The organism is Cobetia amphilecti (genome assembly GCF_020217465.1).
GTDB lineage: Bacteria > Pseudomonadota > Gammaproteobacteria > Pseudomonadales > Halomonadaceae > Cobetia > Cobetia amphilecti.
In genome coordinates, this window is the sequence record NZ_CP084115.1 from 2,856,997 (window position 1) to 2,875,662 (window position 18,666).

The 18,666-nt window shown below is 63.4% G+C and carries 16 protein-coding genes and 3 tRNA genes; 10 read left to right on the top strand and 9 right to left on the bottom strand.

What is annotated here, in order from left to right; all coding sequences use genetic code 11:
- Positions 1 to 113: 113 nt before the first annotated feature.
- The 3 genes from LCW13_RS12000 to LCW13_RS12010 all read left to right on the top strand — a co-directional run bounded on the left by LCW13_RS12000 (position 114) and on the right by LCW13_RS12010 (position 2,830).
- Complete coding sequence (locus LCW13_RS12000; RefSeq protein WP_043335679.1) at positions 114 to 932, top strand: MetQ/NlpA family ABC transporter substrate-binding protein; 819 nt, start codon at positions 114 to 116, stop codon at positions 930 to 932.
- A 207-nt stretch (positions 933 to 1,139) separates the two neighbouring features.
- Entirely contained in the window at positions 1,140 to 1,628 is a 489-nt protein-coding gene (locus LCW13_RS12005) for a GAF domain-containing protein (protein ID WP_225347001.1), read from the top strand.
- A 164-nt stretch (positions 1,629 to 1,792) separates the two neighbouring features.
- Positions 1,793 to 2,830, top strand: a complete 1,038-nt coding sequence (locus LCW13_RS12010) for an alpha/beta hydrolase (RefSeq protein ID WP_318527661.1) — start codon at positions 1,793 to 1,795, stop codon at positions 2,828 to 2,830.
- A gap of 125 nt (positions 2,831 to 2,955) precedes the next feature.
- Here LCW13_RS12010 and LCW13_RS12015 read toward each other — a convergent pair.
- The 6 genes from LCW13_RS12015 to glpK form a co-directional block, all read right to left on the bottom strand.
- A tRNA-Val gene (locus LCW13_RS12015) sits at positions 2,956 to 3,032 on the bottom strand.
- Between the two features lie 50 nt (positions 3,033 to 3,082).
- Positions 3,083 to 3,159: transfer RNA gene (locus LCW13_RS12020), tRNA-Val, on the bottom strand.
- Between the two features lie 37 nt (positions 3,160 to 3,196).
- A tRNA-Val gene (locus LCW13_RS12025) sits at positions 3,197 to 3,273 on the bottom strand.
- Between the two features lie 329 nt (positions 3,274 to 3,602).
- Positions 3,603 to 4,325: an MIP/aquaporin family protein gene (locus LCW13_RS12030; RefSeq protein WP_225347002.1), complete on the bottom strand. Its 723-nt coding sequence runs from the start codon at positions 4,323 to 4,325 to the stop codon at positions 3,603 to 3,605.
- Between the two features lie 217 nt (positions 4,326 to 4,542).
- Positions 4,543 to 5,265, bottom strand: a complete 723-nt coding sequence (locus LCW13_RS12035; protein ID WP_052384798.1) for an MIP/aquaporin family protein — start codon at positions 5,263 to 5,265, stop codon at positions 4,543 to 4,545.
- 2 nt (positions 5,266 to 5,267) lie between these two features.
- Entirely contained in the window at positions 5,268 to 6,800 is a 1,533-nt protein-coding gene (gene glpK / locus LCW13_RS12040) for a glycerol kinase GlpK (protein WP_052384799.1), read from the bottom strand.
- 470 nt (positions 6,801 to 7,270) lie between these two features.
- Here glpK and LCW13_RS12045 point away from each other — a divergent pair, with 470 nt between their 5' ends.
- Both LCW13_RS12045 and glpD read left to right on the top strand, forming a co-directional pair.
- Positions 7,271 to 8,062: a DeoR/GlpR family transcriptional regulator gene (locus tag LCW13_RS12045; RefSeq protein ID WP_052384800.1), complete on the top strand. Its 792-nt coding sequence runs from the start codon at positions 7,271 to 7,273 to the stop codon at positions 8,060 to 8,062.
- Positions 8,063 to 8,639: 577 nt separating this feature from the next.
- Entirely contained in the window at positions 8,640 to 10,142 is a 1,503-nt protein-coding gene (gene glpD, locus LCW13_RS12050) for a glycerol-3-phosphate dehydrogenase (protein ID WP_153636254.1), read from the top strand.
- A gap of 105 nt (positions 10,143 to 10,247) precedes the next feature.
- On the opposite strand, the gene LCW13_RS12055 is transcribed toward glpD, so the two are convergent.
- Positions 10,248 to 11,639, bottom strand: a complete 1,392-nt coding sequence (locus LCW13_RS12055) for a class II fumarate hydratase (RefSeq protein WP_225347003.1) — start codon at positions 11,637 to 11,639, stop codon at positions 10,248 to 10,250.
- Between the two features lie 571 nt (positions 11,640 to 12,210).
- Between LCW13_RS12055 and LCW13_RS12060 the strand changes: the two genes are divergently transcribed.
- Positions 12,211 to 13,530, top strand: coding sequence for an FUSC family protein (locus tag LCW13_RS12060; RefSeq protein WP_225347004.1), 1,320 nt, complete (start codon positions 12,211 to 12,213; stop codon positions 13,528 to 13,530).
- Complete coding sequence (gene nadB / locus LCW13_RS12065; RefSeq protein ID WP_225347006.1) at positions 13,527 to 15,233, top strand: L-aspartate oxidase; 1,707 nt, start codon at positions 13,527 to 13,529, stop codon at positions 15,231 to 15,233. The genes LCW13_RS12060 and nadB overlap by 4 nt, the downstream gene beginning before the upstream one ends.
- Before the next feature lie 5 nt (positions 15,234 to 15,238).
- Here nadB and LCW13_RS12070 read toward each other — a convergent pair whose 3' ends face one another.
- Positions 15,239 to 16,120 carry a hypothetical protein gene (locus LCW13_RS12070; RefSeq protein WP_225347007.1) on the bottom strand — a complete coding sequence of 294 codons (882 nt, stop codon included), beginning with the start codon at positions 16,118 to 16,120 and terminating at the stop codon, positions 15,239 to 15,241.
- Complete coding sequence (locus tag LCW13_RS12075; protein WP_043335628.1) at positions 16,080 to 16,355, bottom strand: FAD assembly factor SdhE; 276 nt, start codon at positions 16,353 to 16,355, stop codon at positions 16,080 to 16,082. The genes LCW13_RS12070 and LCW13_RS12075 overlap by 41 nt, the downstream gene beginning before the upstream one ends.
- A gap of 269 nt (positions 16,356 to 16,624) precedes the next feature.
- On the opposite strand from LCW13_RS12075, the gene LCW13_RS12080 reads away from it, so the two are divergent.
- The 3 genes from LCW13_RS12080 (at position 16,625) to lapB (ending at position 18,648) form a co-directional block, all read left to right on the top strand.
- Positions 16,625 to 16,921, top strand: coding sequence for an integration host factor subunit beta (locus LCW13_RS12080; protein ID WP_043335630.1), 297 nt, complete (start codon positions 16,625 to 16,627; stop codon positions 16,919 to 16,921).
- 242 nt (positions 16,922 to 17,163) lie between these two features.
- Positions 17,164 to 17,469: a lipopolysaccharide assembly protein LapA domain-containing protein gene (locus LCW13_RS12085; protein WP_054555462.1), complete on the top strand. Its 306-nt coding sequence runs from the start codon at positions 17,164 to 17,166 to the stop codon at positions 17,467 to 17,469.
- Positions 17,470 to 18,648 (top strand): lipopolysaccharide assembly protein LapB, encoded by a 1,179-nt coding sequence (gene lapB, locus LCW13_RS12090; RefSeq protein ID WP_043335632.1) that lies wholly within the window; start codon positions 17,470 to 17,472, stop codon positions 18,646 to 18,648.
- Positions 18,649 to 18,666: the final 18 nt, after the last annotated feature.

The following is an 18,666-nucleotide window of genomic DNA, read 5'->3' on the forward strand; positions in this document are numbered from 1 at the left end:
CAAATCACACGGCTTTCGGTATCGTGACGACTCATCACAATGAGCCGTCACTCATAACATCCCGCGGACCCCGCCGGTCACGTCGGATCACAAGGAGAACATCGATGCGCAACATGCTGACCACGCTTTCTTCCCCGCTGCGCCTTGCCGGTGCTGCCACCCTGCTCGGCGCCACCCTGCTGGCAGGCTGCGGCAACGACGCGTCCGACGAGAACACCCTCAAGATGGGCACCGTCGCAGGCCCGGAAACCGAAGTGATGAAGGTCGCGGCCGAGATCGCCAAGGAAAAGTACGACCTGAACGTCGAGATCACCGAGTTCACCGACTACGTGTCTCCGAACGCCGCGCTGGCCGATGGCTCTCTGGACGCCAACGCCTACCAGCACCAGCCGTACATGGAATCCATGGTGCGTGAGCGTGGCTACAAGTTCGCCAGCGCCGGCAAGACCTTCGTGTACCCGATCGGTGCCTACTCCGAGAAGTACGCAGACATCAGCGAACTGCCGGACGGCGCGACCATCGCCCTGCCGAACGATCCGTCCAACGAAGGCCGCTCCCTGATCCTGATGCACGACCTGGGCATGATCGAGCTGACCGACAAGGGCAACCTCGAAGCTACGCCGATCGACGTCGCCAAGAACCCGCATGACTACCAGTTCAAGGAAATCGAGGCTGCCCAGCTGCCGCGCATCCTGCCGGACGTCGACCTGGCCTTCATCAACAACACCTTCGCCCAGCCGGCTGGCTTGAAGCCGGAAGACGCGCTGATCCGTGAAGGCGCCGAGTCTCCGTACGTCAACCTGATCGTCGTGCGTCAGGGCGATGAAGACAGCGAGAAGGTGCAGAAGCTGGTCAAGGCCTACCAGACGCCGGAAGTCGAAGCCAAGGCAGAAGAGCTGTTCAAGGGTGCGGCGGTGCCGGGCTGGAAGTAAGCCTCACCCCATGTCACTGACAGACGCCTGAACGCAAAGCGCCGACCACTGGTCGGCGCTTTTGCATCCGGTGGATGCACGCATCTCATCACGCCCAGCAGCCGGCGTAGTGCGAGAAGACACACGCGCAGGACACGCTTGAAACAGGCGACCCGCGACCGCATTCTTGCGCCATCTCGCCACCTTACCTATCCCTCAGGAGCCCTCATGGCCACTCGCCCCGACTATTCACTGCTGGTCCGCCAGCTGGATGCCATCCTCGATACCCGCGACTGGCTGACCAATGCCTCCCAGACGGCTGCCTTCGTCAACATGACGGTGGAGAACCTCAACTGGGCAGGCTTCTATGTGCAACGTCAGCCGCAAATCCTGCACCTGGGGCCGTTCCAGGGTCAGCCGGCTTGCCACCCGATTCCCTTCACCAAGGGCGTGTGTGGCGCCGCCGCTACCGAGCGCACCACCCAGCGCGTCGCGGACGTACACGCCTTCCCGGGCCATATCGCCTGTGACGCCGCCTCGCGCAGCGAGCTGGTCATCCCGGTGCTCATCGAGCAGGACGGCCAGCAAGTGCTGTGGGGTGTGCTGGACCTGGACAGCCCGAGCCCCGAGCGCTTCGACGAAGAGGACCAGGCCGGCATCGAGCGCCTGGTCGAGATCTTCATCGCCTCCAGCGACTTCGACAGCGTTCCTGCCTGACAAACTGAGCGCCCGCCTGACAGGCAGCCTGAATGTCAGCATCACGCTCTGCCGCCCGCCGCGCCACTCGCACGGCGGGCGGTTTGCGTTGTGGCCTGTCAGGCCTTGCACAGCCCCGTACGAGATGACAGGTTAAGAGCTCTCGCCCCCGACAGGAGCCAAACATGTCATCCCGGTCGCCATCTCATCCCTCGTCGCGCTCTACATCGCCCTCCACTTCGCCCTCCACCCAAGATTCGCCGCCCCCACATGCGGAGGCCTCGCTGCACAATCACGACGACGCGCATGCCGGCCTTGAGCGGGTCATCAAGCATCTCGAGCGTATCAAGGCCTTCACGGCGCGCACCGGCAATGACCTCGGTGCCAAGCGCACCCTGCTTGAGGCTTACTTCGCCGCCGACGCCAGCATTCTCGACACCGGCGTGACACCGCGCCTCGCGATGGTGCCGGGTGGCGAGGGAGAGCGTGTCTGTGAGGTATTGCCGGCACCCGATGACGCACCAGCGCGCCCGCGTCGCCTGCTGTATGTGCATGGTGGCAGCTGGATCGCAGGCTCGCCTGCCGGCCATCGTCCTCTGGCAAGCCGTCTGGGGCGAGCGGCACGCGCCGAGACCTACACGCTGGATTATCGCCTCGCACCAGAGGCCGCCTTCCCGGCCGGCCTGCAGGACGTGCTGGCCGCGTGGCGCTGGCTGTGTGACGAATACCCGCAGGACCACCTGCTGCTGGCCGGTGACAGCGCGGGCGGCAACCTCACGTTGGCGGCCCTGAATGCGCTCAAGAGCGCAGGCGAGCGGCTGCCGGATGCGGTGATCGCCTTCTCGCCCGCCACGGACCTCAGCTGGGGCAGCGCCTCGCTGTCGCGCAAGGCCGAGGTGGACCCGATTCTCGACCCCAACCTGCTGCCCTTCGTGAGCATGGCCTATGTGCAGGACGGCACCGACATGAGCGATCCGCGCATCTCGCCGCTGGAGGAAAATCTGTTTGACCTACCACCGATGCTGATCCAGTGCGGCGAGGCGGAGATCCTGCTCGATGATAGCCGTCGCTACACCACTCAGGCGCAGGACTGTGGCTCGCCCGTCACATTGAGCCTGTGGCCGGACATGCCACATGTGTTCGTCGGCTTCGCCCCGCTGCTGAGCGCTGCCAATGCCGCCCTCAAGGAAGCACGCGAATTCCTCGACACTACGCTTGCCTGAGCGGCGCCTCTCTCGCCAGATGACACGCACCGGTCACACGGCTGTAACACACCAATCCCGCAGCAGATTTTCATGACACGCACACGAAAACGCCCGACTCGATGAGCCGGGCGTTTTCTGGAATCTGGTAGGACCAGGCGGATTTGAACCGCCGACCTCCACGATGTCAACGTGGCGCTCTAACCAACTGAGCTATGGTCCTGAAGTGTGACAGATGACACAGGAACACTTGAAACATACCGTGGAACCGCTTGGTAGGACCAGGCGGATTTGAACCGCCGACCTCCACGATGTCAACGTGGCGCTCTAACCAACTGAGCTATGGTCCTGAATCAAGTGGCGTGATGTTGCCATCAGTGCCGATGCTGGTAGGACCAGGCGGATTTGAACCGCCGACCTCCACGATGTCAACGTGGCGCTCTAACCAACTGAGCTATGGTCCTATGTCAGCATGCTGAAATGCGAAGCAGTGTGATGCGAAGTGCTTTGCCCTGTCAGCGAGGACGTATTCTACGCAACTCCCGTTTTGATGCAACCCCCTGATGATAAAAAATTTTCTCGCCATTCCGCCTTGCCATGATCAGGTAAAAAGAGCGGGCACGGCACGCAAGCAAGGCACGTCATCGCGGCCAGGCCTGAAAAGGACTCACCTGGTCTGATCTGGTCTGCTCTGGCCTGCTCTGTCCGGCGCCGCCAGCCACTCCTGCCGAATGGCACAAGGTTGGCTGGCAGCGCACGGACACGACAATGACTGGCTGCAGCGCCTCGACGGCTAGAGGAAGACCCGACGCAGCGCAGCTGCCAACACGGCCCCCAGCAAGGGACCGGCGATCGGCACCCAGGCATACTGCCAGCCCGAACTGCCCTTGCCGGCAATCGGCAATACCCAATGCGCGATGCGCGGCGCCAGGTCACGCGCCGGATTCATCGCGTTGCCGGTCGGCCCACCCAGCGACAGGCCGATCGCCCAGACCAGCACACCGATCAGATACGGCAGCGCCTGATCGGTGATCAGCGCGCTGTCGACCATGCTGCCGATGGCGAAGATGAGCATCACCGTCGCGATCGCTTCACTGATGACATTGGCCGTCTTGTTGGCCACTGCCGGATCAGTACAGAAGACCGCGCGTTTGCGCAGCGGGTCTCGGGTCACCTCCCAATGCGGGTAATAGGCCGCCCACACCAGTACCGCCCCCATGAAGCAGCCGAGCAGCTCCGCCAGCATCATCCTGGCGACCTTGAGCTCGTCGGTATGCACGCCCAGCAGGTATTTCGCGATCGTCACCGCCGGATTGAGATCGCCGTAGGGCGACCCTGTCGAGGTCGAGACCAGCACCCCGACCATCACGGCAAATCCCCAGCCGGCATTGATCATCAACCAGCTGGAACCCGCTCCCTTGGTGCCCCTGAGCATCGCATTGGCGACCACGCCACCTCCCAGCAGAATCATGAAGGTGGTGCCCAGAAACTCGCCCGTCATGACGTCAGTCCACATCTTGATGACCTCCGCCACTTGCCCCCCTGTCAGTCGTCTACCGCCACCTCTCGCCCGCACGAACGCGCCCCATGACGATGGAGTGGTGCTATCGCCGGGGGATGGCGAGAAAAGGCGGAGACCCGAAATGACTTCGCCCCGTCGAGGGACGGGGCGAAGTCAGGCTACAGTGCCACAGGTGCAGGGGGCTGCTCCAGCGGATTGCGGCAAGGATTTGTTACAGCAGCAGATGCCACATGGAGGCCGCGATCAAGGCACCCGCCAGGGGGCCGGCGATCGGTACCCAGGCATACCCCCAGCCGGAGGCGCCCTTGCCGTGGATCGGCAACAAGGAGTGCGCGATACGCGGGCCCAGATCACGTGCCGGATTGATGGCATAACCTGTCGCGCCACCCAGCGAGAGGCCGATGGCCCATACCAGCATGCCGACCAGATACGGCAGCAGGCCAGCGCTGATGGTGCCGGAACCGACGATGGCGCCGATACCGAAGATCAGCACCACGGTACCGATCACTTCGCTGAGCATGTTGCCCAGGCGACACTCGACTGCCGGGTCGGTGCAGAACACCGCCCGCTTGAGGCCAGCATCGCTGGTGCGCTTCCAGTGCGGCAGATAGGCCAGCCACACCATCACGGCACCGGCGAAACAACCCAGCATCTGCGCGATGACATGCCGCGCCACATCCATGAGGGTGGCATGTACCCCGAGCAGATACTTGGCCAGCGTCACCGCCGGATTGAGGTCTGCCTGGGGCGAGCCGGTCGAGACGGCCACGAATACGCCGATCATCACGGCAAAGCCCCAGCCGGTGGTGATCACGATCCAGCCGGAACCATTGCCCTTGGTGTCAGACAACACCACATTGGCGACCACGCCACCGCCGAACAGGATAAGGAACAGACAGCCGAGAAACTCGCCTGTCATGACATCGGTCCACATGCTCAGTGGCCTCCGTCGCTTTTCACTCTTTCCACCGCTTCCAGCCAGCCGGCGTAGAGGCGCTCACGCTGCTCTTCCGCCATTTCCGGCGCGAAGGTACGCTCGCAATGCCACAGCTCGCTGATCTCATCCAGGCTTTCATACCAGCCGATATGCAGGCCAGCCAGATACGCGACGCCCAGCGCCGTGGTTTCCAGCACGCGCGGACGATCCACCTTCACGCCCAGCATGTCAGACAGGAACTGCATCACCCAGTTGTTGCTGACCATGCCGCCATCCACGCGCAGATTCGCGCAGTTGATGGCCACGTCATCCAGCATGCACTCCTGCAGGTCACGCGTCTGATAGCACACCGACTGCAGGCCGGCCGCCACGATATCGGTGATGCCGGTGCCACGGGTCAGCCCCAGAATCGCGCCACGCGCCTGCGGGTCCCAGTGCGGTGCTCCCAGGCCGGTGAAGGCCGGCACCATGTAGACGCCGTGGTCGGCCTTGGCCGCACGCGCCAGCGGTTCGGTCTCGGAGGCATCAGAAAACAGCTTCAGGCCATCACGCAGCCACTGCACGGTTGCGCCCGCCACGAAGATGCTACCTTCCATGGCATAGGTCGGCTTGCCATTGAGGCGATAGCCCACCGTGGTAAGCAGACGATTGCGGGACAGCTCCATCTTCTCGCCGGTGTTCATGATCATGAAGCAGCCAGTGCCATAGGTGCTCTTGCTCATGCCGGGCGTGAAGCAGGCCTGACCGACCAGCGCCGCCTGCTGATCGCCGGCCACACCGCGAATCGGCATCGCCGCACCGAACAGCTGCGGGTCGGTGGTGCCGAAATCATCACTGGAATCCAGCACTTCCGGCAGCAGGCTTTCCGGGATACCGAACAGCTCCAGCAACTCGCTGTCCCAGCACTGATCGACGATGTTGAACAGGCAAGTACGCGAGGCGTTGGTGGCATCGGTGACGTGACGCTTGCCAGCGGTCAGCTTCCAGATCAGATAGCTGTCGACGGTACCGAAGGCCAGCTCGCCCTTCTCGGCACGTGCGCGAACGCCTTCGACGTTCTCGAGAATCCAGCGCAGCTTGGTCGCGGAGAAATACGGGTCGATCAGCAGACCGGTCTTCTGCTGGATCATGTCACCATGACCGGCATCGGAAAGCTCACGACAGTACTCGTGGGTGCGGCGGTCCTGCCAGACGATGGCGTTGTAGACCGGCACGCCGGTCTCGCGGTCCCAGACGATGGTGGTCTCACGCTGGTTGGTGATCCCGATGGCGGCCACCTGCTCGGCGCCGACATTGGTGTTGATCAGCGACTGACGCACGGTGCGCTTCACCGACCCCCAGATATCATCGACGTTGTGCTCGACCCACCCGCTGTCCGGGAAATGCTGCGGGAATTCTTCCTGGGCCAGACCTGTCACCGTCCCTTCACGATCGAACAGGATGGCGCGGGAGCTGGTGGTACCTTGGTCGATCGCGAGAATGCGCGTGGGTCCATCGACGCGAGAGTCTTTCTCTGGCTTGGGGCTAGACATTATGACTGTCCTTGGCTTCGAGGCTGCTTCTGAGAGTACACGTCAGCGGAGACTGCGGTACTTCACTATATTGGCTCGGGTATCATGTGAGGGCGACAGGAGAAAGCGGGTTGGCTTTGTCCTCTTCGCGCTTGGCAGGCGCAGCGAGAACACTTCCTCTTGAACCATCACAACCGAACACGAAATGTTCGTCTTCGAATATCGCTGCAAACGTTAGCGCCAAATGCGCGCTATCACAAACGTATTACCAATCAATATCATTGTACCTTGGTCTCATGCCCAATGCGCCGACATGGCCTGTTGCAGCTTCGCAACACCTTGACGCCATTCGTCAAATTGCACTGACGCCCCCCTGTTGGATTAGGATGTACCCACACTGGACGACCCCACTCCCCAACGGCAACCGTGATGCGCGCTTCCTGACATGAAGTGAACTCACGTTTCGCAGCCGCTGACAACAAGAGAGCAGGATGATGCAGCCAAAGCGCCATCGCGCCATTGTCGAACTGATCACGCGTCAGGGATATGCCTCCATCGAGCAGCTGGCCAGTCACTTCGAGGTCACGCCACAGACTATTCGTCGCGACCTCAATCAGCTATCCGAGGCCGGCGCGCTCAAACGCGTGCACGGGGGCGCGGGGCTTGAGTCCAGTACCGTCAGCACCGCCTACAGCACCCGCAAGACATTGAACCTGGGCGCCAAGCGGCGCATGGCGGCGGCCTTGGCCAGGCAGATTCCCGACCACGCCTCGCTGTTCATCAACATCGGTACCAGCAACGAGATGGTGGCCGAGGCGCTATGTGATCACCACGGGCTTGAGGTCATCACCAACAACCTGAACGTGGCGGCCATCCTCCAGCACAAGGAGGATTTCAATGTCATCGTGGCCGGCGGCATGGTGCGCTCCCGCGATGGCGGCATCATCGGCGAGGCCACCATCGACTTCATCAACCAGTTCAAGGTCGACTTCGGCATCATCGGCATCAGCGGTATCGATGAAGATGGCTCGCTGCTGGAATTCGACTATCAGGAAGTGCGAGTCGCCCAGGCGATCATCCACAACTCACGCCAGGTCTTCCTGATCGCGGATCACTCCAAGTTCCAGCGCAATGCGGTCGTGCGTCAGGGCAACCTGAGCCAGCTGGATGCGCTCTTCACCGATATCCAGCCCCCGGAAAGCATCCTGACCCTGATGCGTCAGCACGAGGTCGCGCTGCATGTCGCCGGTGACGAGTCGTCGGGCGAGACTGGCGACGCTTGAGCACCAGGCCGCGCCATCCAGCCGACGAGTCGTCTCGCAACCGACTCATCTCATAATCAGGTCATCGCGCAACCAAGGGGCCAGGCAACACGCCGACGTGCGGCCTGGCCCGGCTCTCGCCCCCTTATTCCTCGGCTCCTTTCCTCCTTTCCTCCTCGCCCCCTTTCCTCCGATGAACCTCGCATATCACGAAAGCTACCCAGCTGCTGACTGTGCTCTGCCCAGCGGCACCGCTTCGTCTCCGTATATCGTGTCATGACGCTTGATCAGTCTCTGCGGGCACCATCTGCGCCGCACGCGCGGCAACATGACAGCCAGGCGCTTCATGAAAATGTCACGCCATGATCAGAGACTGAGAAAAAACACAGGCAAGACAACAGGTTGAATATCAGGCAATCCTCAGTTGCCAGAGACTCGCCCAAATGATCACTTTCGAAAGCCATCAGCGCAGAAGAATCCCCTTGATGTTCGACTTTTGCTAAGCTATGTTCACTTTCGAAAACCTATTATCGCGCACCTTGCCGGTGCAGACTCATTCGCCCCACCCGGTAGCGCCGGGCACGAGCAGGAGCAGCCCATGTCCCGCGACAACGATGCACTTCTTGACCTCTTCATCATCGGCGGCGGCATCAATGGTGCCGGTATCGCCAACGATGCCAGCGGCCGTGGCCTGAGCGTGGCCCTGTGCGAGCAGAACGACCTCGCCAGCGCGACCTCCTCCGCCAGCAGCAAGCTGATCCACGGCGGCCTGCGCTATCTGGAGCACTACGAATTCCGGCTGGTGCGCGAAGCCCTGCAGGAGCGCGAGGTACTGCTCAAGAAGGCGCCGCATATCATCTGGCCGCTGCGCTTCATCCTGCCGCACCAGCCGCATCTGCGTCCGGCGTGGATGATTCGCGCGGGCCTGTTCCTGTATGACCACATCGGCAAGCGCGAGACCCTGCCAGCCTCCAAGGGCCTCAAGTTCGGCGAGCAGAGCCCGCTGGTCAGCGAGATCAACCAGGGCTTCGAATACTCGGATTGCTGGGTCGATGATGCCCGCCTGGTCATCACCAATGCGCTGCAGGCGCGCGAGCAAGGCGCCGAGATCATGACGGGCACCCGCTGTGTCGGCGCCCGTGATGTCGAGGGCCACTGGGAGCTGACGCTTGAAGATGTCAGCAGCGGCGAGACCTTCATCCGCCGCGCACGCACCCTGGTGAATGCGGCAGGCCCGTGGGTGGAGTCCTTCATCAAGGGCGCCACCGAGCGCACGCCGCGCTACGGCATCCGCATGATCCAGGGCAGCCACCTGATCGTGCCGCGCATCAACACCGATGACCGCGCCTTCATCCTGCAGAACAAGGACAAGCGCATCGTCTTCGTGCTGCCCTATCAGGAAGACTTCAGCCTGATCGGCACCACCGACGTGCGCTACAAGGGCGACCCCTCCGAGGTGGCCTGCTCCAGCGATGAGACCGACTACATGCTCGAGGTGGTCAACCATCACTTCAAGCGCAAGCTGAGCCGCGAAGACGTGGTCTCGACCTTCTCCGGCGTGCGCCCGCTGTGCGACGATGAGTCGGCAGACCCGTCCGCGATGACGCGTGATTACACCCTGCATCTGGATGACAGCGGCGCACCGATGCTGTCCATCTTCGGCGGCAAGATCACCACCTATCGCAAGCTGGCCGAATCCGCACTCGAAGACCTCAAGCCGCTGCTGCCGAGCATGGGCGAGCCGTGGACCCACGAGAAGGCCCTGCCCGGTGGCGATATCGAGAGCCGCGCAGCCTTCACCCGCCAGCTGCAGCGCGACTACCCGTTCCTCGGCGAAGCACGCGCCCGACGCTTCGCCTCAAGCTACGGCAGCCTGTGCCTGCACTTCCTCGACGGCAAGAAGAGCGAGGCGGAGCTGGGCGAGGACTTCGGCGCCGGCCTGAGCGCCGCCGAGATCGACTACCTGGTCGAGCACGAATGGGCGCGTGAGGTGCAGGATGTCGTCTGGCGCCGCACCAAGCTGACGCTGCGCCTGAGCGATGAGCAGAAGACGCGCATCGGCGACTATCTCAAGGAACGCCTGCTGGCACGCGCCGCCTGATGAAAACCGGCTGAGCCAGCAGCAAAAGAAAGCCCGCCCCTCCTTGCCGGAGGGGCGGGCTTTTCGTTCAGGGACAGGCGGAATTTTAGGTCATGTATTGACGACTTACTGGATACCGCCCGCCGTCAGCTTGGCCGGATCGAGCAGACGCTCCAGCTCCTCGCGTGACAGCTCAGTCTCTTCCTCGGCCACATCCAGAATCGGACGCCCGGCCTGATAGGCCACCTTGGCCACTCGCGCCGCCTCGTTGTAACCGATCACCGGATTGAGCGCCGTGACCAGAATCGGATTCTTGGCCAGCGGTGCCTCGATGTTGTCCTGACGCACGTTGAAGGTGGCAATGGCCTTGTCCGCCAGCAGGCGGCTGACATTGGCACTCAGCGTGATCGAGGACAGCAGGTTGTTGGCGATCAGCGGCAGCATGACATTGAGCTGGAAGTTGCCGCTCTGCCCGGCGATGCCGATGGTGGCGTCATTGCCCATCACCTGCGCCGCCACCTGGGCGGCCGCCTCGGGAATCACCGGATTGACCTTGCCCGGCATGATGGAGCTACCCGGCTGCAGGGCCTCAAGCTCGATCTCGCCCAGCCCTGCCAGCGGGCCGGAATTCATCCAGCGCAGGTCGTTGCTGATCTTCATCATCGCCACGGCGTAGGTACGCAGATGGCCGGAGAGCTCGACTGCCGTGTCCTGGGAGGACAGCGCCGCGAAGAAGCTCTCGGCGGGACGGAAGGCATGACCGGTCTGGTGCGAGAGGCGGTCGGCGATGCGCTCGGCGAATTCCGGATGCGCGTTTATGCCACTGCCGACGGCGGTGCCGCCCTGGGCGAGGCGCTCGAGGCGCGGCAGCACCTGCTCGATACGCTCGATGGCCTGCCCGACCTGCGCCTGCCAAGCGCCCAGCTCCTGACTCATGCGAATCGGCATCGCATCCATCAGGTGAGTGCGGCCGGTCTTGACGACATCGTCCACCTCAGAGGCCTTGCGAGCGATCACCTCATGCAGATGGCGCAGCGCCGGCAACAGGGTGTCCGAGACAGCGATGACAGCGGACAGATGGATCGCCGTCGGGATGACATCATTGCTCGACTGGCCCATGTTGACGTGGTCATTGGCGCCGACGGTCACGTCCTTGTCGCCCAGATGCTGATTGGCAAGCTGCGTCAGCACCTCGTTGACATTCATGTTGGTCGAGGTGCCGGAACCGGTCTGGAAGACATCGACCGGGAATTGATCGGCATGTTCGCCGTCGATGATCTGACGCGCCGCCTTGATGATCGCCTCGGCACGCACGTCATCCAGCAGCTCCAGGTCACGGTTGACCTCGGCCGCGGCCAGCTTGATACGCGCCACGGCGCGAATGAAGGCAGCAGGTAACGGCTGGCCGCTGACGGGGAAGTTGTCGACCGCTCGCTGAGTCTGGGCGCCATAGAGTGCGCTGGCCGGCACTTCGAGTTCACCCATGCTGTCGCGTTCACGGCGGGTCTGGCTGCTCATGCTTGTCTCCCTGTGCTGTTGCATATGACGTCGCACCTGGCTGGCGTCACTGATGGGCGGCTGGCAATAACGTGATCGATGACCTGATCGCCAGCTTCGATCCCCTGATGATCACTTGGGGACGCACAGGATACCAATCAAGCCGCTTGATGAGAGTGATTATCAATAATGATCGCCATTTTTCGATCTTTCCCTTTGATCGCGCGCTCTCTGTACGCATCTCTCGTTGCCTGTTTCTCTTACCTCCCCTCTCTTGCTCGATCTCTCTTGAGCGGGCTCTCATGACCGCCCTCCGGTCTCTGCCCTGAGCGCCATCAGTAGCATTCGCAGAGCAAGGGCGCAGCGTCACAGTGCGCCGCAAGGGCCTGAAAGCCTCTGGGACGACCTTGAGGGGTCGGTTACACTGTGCAGCGCTTCCACCATGGTCATGGCCCCCTTGGCCACGCCTCTTGAATCCTGTCGACGGAATGACCGCGAACCTGATGTCCACCTCTTCGCTGCTGAAACCCGCCGTGTGTGCGGTGCGCACCATCCCTCACTTCCTCGTGCCTGCCGGAGGGGAGATCGCATCATGAAATGGTTCTCGCACAACCCTTACTTCACCTATCTGCACCGCCAGCGCCTGCATATCCTGCGCGTGACCGTCGCCCTGACGCTGTGCTTTTCCATCATCGAACTGTTCAGCCTGCCGCACAGTTCCTGGGCATTGGTCAGTACCGTGATGGTCATGGGCAACCTGCCCCACGTCGGCGGTGTCATCGACAAGGGCTGGCAACGTCTGGTCGGCACGCTGCTTGGCGGCCTGTGGGGCCTGATCCTGATTCTGGTCGCCGAGCCGCTGCCCGGCGTGGTGCCCTTCTGGAGCATCGTCGGCATCGCCCTGGCACTGAATGCCACCTTCAGCAATCGCTATGGCTACAGCTCGCTGCTGTTCTGCGTCACGCTGCTGATGGTGATCGGTGATGGCAATCATGATCTCGGCATCGGGCTGTGGCGCGTCTTCAATGTGGTGCTGGGCACCCTGATCAGCATCGTGGTCAGCATGGTGCTGCTGCCCCAGAAGGCGACAGATGTCTTCCGCTTCCTGCTGGCTGACAACCTCGACAAGCTGGCACGCCTCTACCACGGCCATACCAAGGCCGAGCGTGAGGGCGTCAATGAGGGGCTCGCGCTGGTGCGTGCCACCTCGGCACAGCTGGTCAAGCAGCGCGGGCTGGTCGATGCCGTCGCTCAGGAAGGCCGCATCAATCGTGCCGACATCGAGGAAATCCTGTCCTTCGAGCGCCGCATGATCTCGACCATCGAACTGCTGCAGGAAACCCACTGGAACACCCGCGAGGGGCATGAATTCATCGAGGGGCTGGATGGCCTGCGCGATGCCCAGCATCGTCTGGCCCGCGCGCTTGGCACCCTGGCCTTTCAGGTGCGCACCGGCCAGAGCATCGAACTGACGGTGACGCCCTTTGACCTGCAACGCTATGCCGATGTCCGCAATGTCGAGAGCCGCAACGGCCGCGCGCTGTTCAGCCCGGCAGGCTACCTGTGGCTCAACCGCGAGCTGGCACGCCTGACCGAAGCCTTGGGCGAGCGTCTGGCCTTGCTGGAGCGTCTGCCGAGCCAGCGCCTGCAACGCCGTCTGCCGGGCCATGGCCTGATCAGTGATGCCCGCCGCCTGTTCCTGCCGGAAGACCCGACACCGGGCGATACGGCAGCCCCCACCAGGCGCGAGAACAGCGCTGGCGAGCATGACTCCTCTGTCGGCAAAGCGCCTGCCAGCAAAGCGCCGGCGAGTGATGACAGCATCAGTGACAACAGCAGCGATGAGCCAGACCGCCACGACAGGCACCAGCCGGACTCGGCCGGCAATGAGACTGCCAGGAAAGACACATGAACTCAGTATCCGGAGTGACTCCCGCAAGCCAGCATGACGTGCTGATCGTCGGTGGCGGCGCGGCAGGTTTGACCCTGGCACTCAGCCTCGCCAATCGCCTGCCCCCCGGCCCGCGTCCCCGCCGCGTCACGCTGTTGCGTCCGGCGCGTGAGGCCCAGGGCGCCAGCCGCTGGGCGCAGGGCGGTATCGCGGCCGTGCTGGCGCCCGAGGACGATGTGGAATCCCATGTCGCCGACACCCTGATTGCCGGCGATGGCCTGTGCAACGAGCGCGCGGTGCGCTTCACCGTCGGTCACTCGCGGGAGGCCATCGAATGGCTGATCGCGCTTGGCGTGCCCTTCACCCCGGCCGACGCCGACGCCAGCTACCCCTTCCACCTCACCCGTGAAGGCGGGCATGGTCGCCGCCGCATCATCCACGCCGCCGACGCCACCGGGCGAGCGCTGCTCGATACGCTCAGCGCCCACGTCGAAGCCCACCCGAACATCGAGATTCTCGAAGACCTGCTGGCCGTCGACATCGCGGTCAACGCCGGCCGCGCCAGTGGTCTATGGGTGATGGATGGTACAGGCCAGCGCCAATGGCTGGCAGCCAATGACCTGGTACTGGCTACCGGCGGTGCCAGCGGCCTGTTCGCCCACGCCACCAGCCCGAGCGCCAGCGTCGGTGATGGCATGGCGATGGCGACCCGCGCCGGCGCCAGCCTGATGAACCTGGAGTTCCAGCAGTTTCATCCCACCTGCCTGTATGACCCCGATGGCACGCCCTTTCTGATCTCCGAGGCGGTACGGGGCGAAGGGGGACTGCTGCTGCGCCCGGAGGGGCATCGCTTCATGGCCGATCATGACCCGCGCCTGGAGCTGGCGCCGCGTGATGTCGTGGCACGTGCCATCCTCGCCGAGATGCGCACGCACGGCCTCGAGCATGTCTGTCTGGATATCAGCGCGCTGGGGGCCGAGGCCATCGAGCACCACTTCCCGACCATCGCCGAGCACTGCCTGGCACGCGGGATCGATATTCGTCATGCACCGATTCCCGTCGTCCCTGCCGCCCACTACAGCTGCGGCGGCATCGCCACCGGACTGGATGGCGCCAGCGACCTGCCCGGGCTGTGGGCCATCGGCGAAGTCGCCTGCACGGGCCTGCACGGCGCCAATCGCATGGCCAGCAACTCGTTGCTCGAGTGCCTGGTGCAGGCGCGCGCCTGTGGTGAAGCACTTGGGCAGCCGCGCCGCGCAGACGAGCCACGTCTGATCAGCACGCTCGACTCGCTGATGCCGCAGCACGCCACCCTGCTCACACAGCTTGCCGACAATGGTCAGATCTGGCGCTGCGTGATGCGCCTGAGCGCCGACGAGGCGCGCACGCGCCTGCAAAGCTTGCGCCAGCTGATGAGTCTGCAGGCGGGGATAGAGCGCAGCCAGCACGGCCTGAGGGAGGCGTTGCAGCAGATAGCACAGTGGGTCTCGCTGGAGGCGGGGCAAACGGCGGAGGCCGAGCAGCACAGGCAAGCTTCAGCGCCGCGGGCAGGGCTCGATCACCTTGCGCTCTATCAGGCCCTGACACTGGCACCGCTGCTGCTGCTGTGCGCCCATCAACGCCATGAGTCACGTGGACTGCACTTCATCCGCGACTTCCCGATGCCGGCGCCACGCGCCCGCGATAGCGTCATTCGGCTCTCGGCCTTCGCTGCCGCGACCTGAGCGGTTCAGCGTGGGTGGGCTCCTTGGGCAGCGACGCGCCGCAGGGTCTCCAATGGCGGCGGCTGACGCGGCAAACCATGCGGCAAGGGCGGCCACAGCAACCACAGGCGCAGCTGGTGAAGTTCTTCGCTGGAGGCGCTATCCGGCCACAGCCATACCCGCTGGGTTTTCAGGTGCTGCTGCTGGCCCGCGTCCTGCGCTCTCAAGCCCTGTAGCTCCATCCCCTGTGGCCCCACCCCCTGTGGTCCGAAGCCCTGCGGCGAGATCTCGAGCCCCAGCAGACGTGGTGAGCACCACAGGCAGCGCACGTTGACGGGCTGCCAGCTGCGTGAGGCACCATCGGCCCACCACCAGCAGAGCTGCATCTCCGGGTGACGATGGCGCGCCTCTGACGCAGTCGGGGTATCGCTGGCTTCGGTCTCGGCTTCGCTCTCTGCTTCGGTCTCAGCTTCAGCCTCGTTCTCCGGCACTGGCGCCTGGCCACCGCTGGCAAGCGCCGCATCGGCGCAGAGGCTGCCCCCCAGGGCCAGCCAGACTCGCGCCTCGGGGTCCTTGAGGCGCCGCCGAGCCTGGCGCCACCACGACACCAGCTCTCCAGCCTGCAGCAGCCAGCCCAGCCCCATCACGCTCAGCAGCGCCATGACGCTATCCGGCAGCTGAGCGAGCCCCTCAAACGCACAATGCCCCGCCTCGAAAGGCAGGGCATTGCGTAGATATTGCCACTGACAGGTCCACCAGGTACTGACAACGAACTGGCCAGTCGCCAGCTCGGCAAGCCAGACCCACAAGGCGAGACTCGCCGCCAACAGCCCGACGCGCAGGCTGGCGTGGGTCGCGAACGCCTGTCTAGAGGCCCTTGAACTGATCGCGCTCGCCATTCTCGGCATTGGCGATCACCATGTTGATCAGGCGCTGGTACTCGGCATTGCCGCACGGGTCGCGCTTCATCAGCCACACGAAGAGGTCCTGGTCCTCTTCGGCCAGCAGCTGCACATAGAGCGCCTTGTCGTCTTCGCTCAAGGCGTCGAAACGCTGCTCCAGAAACGGCAGCAGCAGCAGATCGAGCTCCCACATGCCGCGACGCGAATGCCAATGAAGCCGCTTGCGAATCACATCTTCCATTGCCTGAACCTCAGTCGTCACATCAATGCGCGCAGTATACCCGAGGGGGGCGCCAGCGGCATCCGTTGACCCGTTGCTCGGGCAGGAATTGGCAATCCGTGCCGTGATCGGCAATGATGTCCCTAGTGCGTTGTTTTCTCAGGATTTGCCCATTATGCTGAGGAGATAACAATCACAAGGATGCGTGTGCCTGTCCGGTGACAAGAGGTCGCCCGGCTGCCGCATCACGAACGCCTTTCGCGAGAAAGGTGCAGGCATGGAGAGATCCGATGACCAAGTCCGAGCTGATCGAACAGATAGCCATGCGACAGCCTGAGTTGTCGCTCAAGGATGTAGAGGCCGCGGTTCGCATCATCCTCGATGATGTGACAGACGCCCTGGCCCACGGCGGTCGCGTCGAGATTCGCGGTTTCGGCAGCTTCTCGCTGCACTACCGTGAGCCACGACTGGGGCGCAACCCCAAGACCGGTGAGCCGGTGGACCTGGATGGCAAGTTCGTCCCCCACTTCAAGCCCGGCAAGGAGCTGCGCGAGCAGGTCGATGCCAGTCGCGCCCTGGGGTATTGACGACAGCGCGACTGATGACAGTGCCAAAGATGACGGCGCGACTGACTGACAGCGCTGCCCGCAGAGGAAGACCCGGCGTGACGGGGCCGGCTGGCTCAGCGCCGGCCGACATCTGCTCAAGCCGTCATGCCAGAGACGACAGCCACCCACCTCACGGCGTCGCCGCCAAGACTCGCGCGATGGGCAGTGATACACTCGCTCCCAGATGATTCACGACTGCATTTCATGACAAGGAAACCGTTATGCGTTGGCTAAAAGGTCTCGTTCTGGCCGTGATCCTGCTGATCGTCCTGCTGGTCGGTATTCTCTTTGCCGTTCACAACCAGCAAGCCGTGCCCCTCGACCTCATCTGGGTAGAGCTGCCTGCTGCGTCCCTTTCCATGTGGCTGCTGTTCTCGCTGGCCGTCGGCGTCGTGCTTGGCATGGTCGCGATGACGGGTATGTACCTGCGCCTGCGCACGCTGTTGACCCGTGCCCAGCGTCGCAACCAGCAGCAACGCAAGGAACTGGACCAACTGCGCATCCAGGAGATCAAGGAAGTGGCATAAATGCCTGATCTGATATTGCTGGGATTGCTGATGGCGGCCATCGCCATCGGATTCTGGCTGGGGCGGCGTGATCGTCGCCCCGATGAACAAGCACCGGCTCCTGCCACCCTGTCCCGCGACTACTTCGTCGGCCTCAATCATCTGCTCAACGAGCAGCCTGATCGTGCCATCGAAACCTTCGTTCAGGCCCTGGAAGTCAACAGCGACACCGTCGATACCCACATCGCGCTGGGCAATCTCTATCGCAGTCGCGGCGAAGTCGATCGTGCCGTCAAGATTCACCAGAACCTGCTGGCCCGCCCTGCCCTGGATAGCGAACAGGGCGAGCGCGTCCAGCTGGAACTGGCCCGCGACTTCATGCGCAGCGGTGTCTATGACCGCGCCGAGAAGCTGCTGGAAACCCTCCTCAAGCAAGCGCAGCACGACAGCCATCGGCGTGCCGGCCGCCGCCTGTTGATCGACCTCCTCGAGCGGGAACGCGAATGGGAGGCCGCACTCGAAGTCGCCCACGCCATTCTGCGCCAGGAAGGCGGCATCCGCCGCGCGGCGGCCCACTGGCACTGCGAACTGGCCGCGCTGGATATCGCCGAAGGCAGCCAGGCGATGGCCCGCAAGCGCCTCAAGCAGGCGCTCTCCACCGACGAGAAATGCGTACGCGCCAACTGGATGCTGGCCGAGATCGAGTTCGATCATGCCAACTACAAGCAGTGCATCCGCCTGCTGCAGCGCATTCCGCGTCAGGACACCGGCTTCACCCCCATCATCCTCGAGCCATTGGGCAACGCCTTTCGCATGCTGGATGACGAGAGTGGCCTGGTGCGCCTGTTGCATCAGGAAGTCGAGCGCGCGCCCTACACCACGACGGTCATCAGCCTTGCGCAATTGATCGAGCGCCGCGAGGGCGTCGAGGCCGCTGCCAGCTTCGCCAGCGAGCAACTGCATCGTCACCCCAGCCTGCGCGGCGTGGACTACCTGCTTGATCTCTACCTGCTGGATGCCGATGAGCGCGAGACCGAGCGTTTCAATCTGCTCAAGCGTCATACCCAGCAACTGATCCAGGCGCGTCCTCGCCATCGCTGTCATCGCTGCGGCTTCGAAGCCTCGATGCTGCTCTGGCAATGTCCGAAGTGCCGCCACTGGGGCACGGTCAAGCCGATAACTGGCCTGGAAGGCGAGTAACGGCGCCAGCTGGCACAC

Bases quoted from the DNA above. Each gene is read 5' to 3' on its own strand.
- LCW13_RS12055 (WP_225347003.1), bottom strand. From the start codon at position 11,639: ATGAGCAGCCAGACCCGCCGTGAACGCGACAGCATGGGTGAACTCGAA.
- LCW13_RS12010 (WP_318527661.1), top strand. From the start codon at position 1,793: ATGTCATCCCGGTCGCCATCTCATCCCTCGTCGCGCTCTACATCGCCC.
- LCW13_RS12030 (WP_225347002.1), bottom strand. From the start codon at position 4,325: ATGTGGACTGACGTCATGACGGGCGAGTTTCTGGGCACCACCTTCATG.
- LCW13_RS12005 (WP_225347001.1), top strand. From the start codon at position 1,140: ATGGCCACTCGCCCCGACTATTCACTGCTGGTCCGCCAGCTGGATGCC.
- LCW13_RS12075 (WP_043335628.1), bottom strand. From the start codon at position 16,355: ATGGAAGATGTGATTCGCAAGCGGCTTCATTGGCATTCGCGTCGCGGC.
- LCW13_RS12045 (WP_052384800.1), top strand. From the start codon at position 7,271: ATGATGCAGCCAAAGCGCCATCGCGCCATTGTCGAACTGATCACGCGT.
- nadB (WP_225347006.1), top strand. From the start codon at position 13,527: ATGAACTCAGTATCCGGAGTGACTCCCGCAAGCCAGCATGACGTGCTG.
- glpD (WP_153636254.1), top strand. From the start codon at position 8,640: ATGTCCCGCGACAACGATGCACTTCTTGACCTCTTCATCATCGGCGGC.
- LCW13_RS12085 (WP_054555462.1), top strand. From the start codon at position 17,164: ATGCGTTGGCTAAAAGGTCTCGTTCTGGCCGTGATCCTGCTGATCGTC.
- LCW13_RS12060 (WP_225347004.1), top strand. From the start codon at position 12,211: ATGAAATGGTTCTCGCACAACCCTTACTTCACCTATCTGCACCGCCAG.
- LCW13_RS12070 (WP_225347007.1), bottom strand. From the start codon at position 16,120: ATGCCGAGAATGGCGAGCGCGATCAGTTCAAGGGCCTCTAGACAGGCG.
- LCW13_RS12000 (WP_043335679.1), top strand. From the start codon at position 114: ATGCTGACCACGCTTTCTTCCCCGCTGCGCCTTGCCGGTGCTGCCACC.
- LCW13_RS12080 (WP_043335630.1), top strand. From the start codon at position 16,625: ATGACCAAGTCCGAGCTGATCGAACAGATAGCCATGCGACAGCCTGAG.
- LCW13_RS12035 (WP_052384798.1), bottom strand. From the start codon at position 5,265: ATGTGGACCGATGTCATGACAGGCGAGTTTCTCGGCTGTCTGTTCCTT.
- lapB (WP_043335632.1), top strand. From the start codon at position 17,470: ATGCCTGATCTGATATTGCTGGGATTGCTGATGGCGGCCATCGCCATC.
- glpK (WP_052384799.1), bottom strand. From the start codon at position 6,800: ATGTCTAGCCCCAAGCCAGAGAAAGACTCTCGCGTCGATGGACCCACG.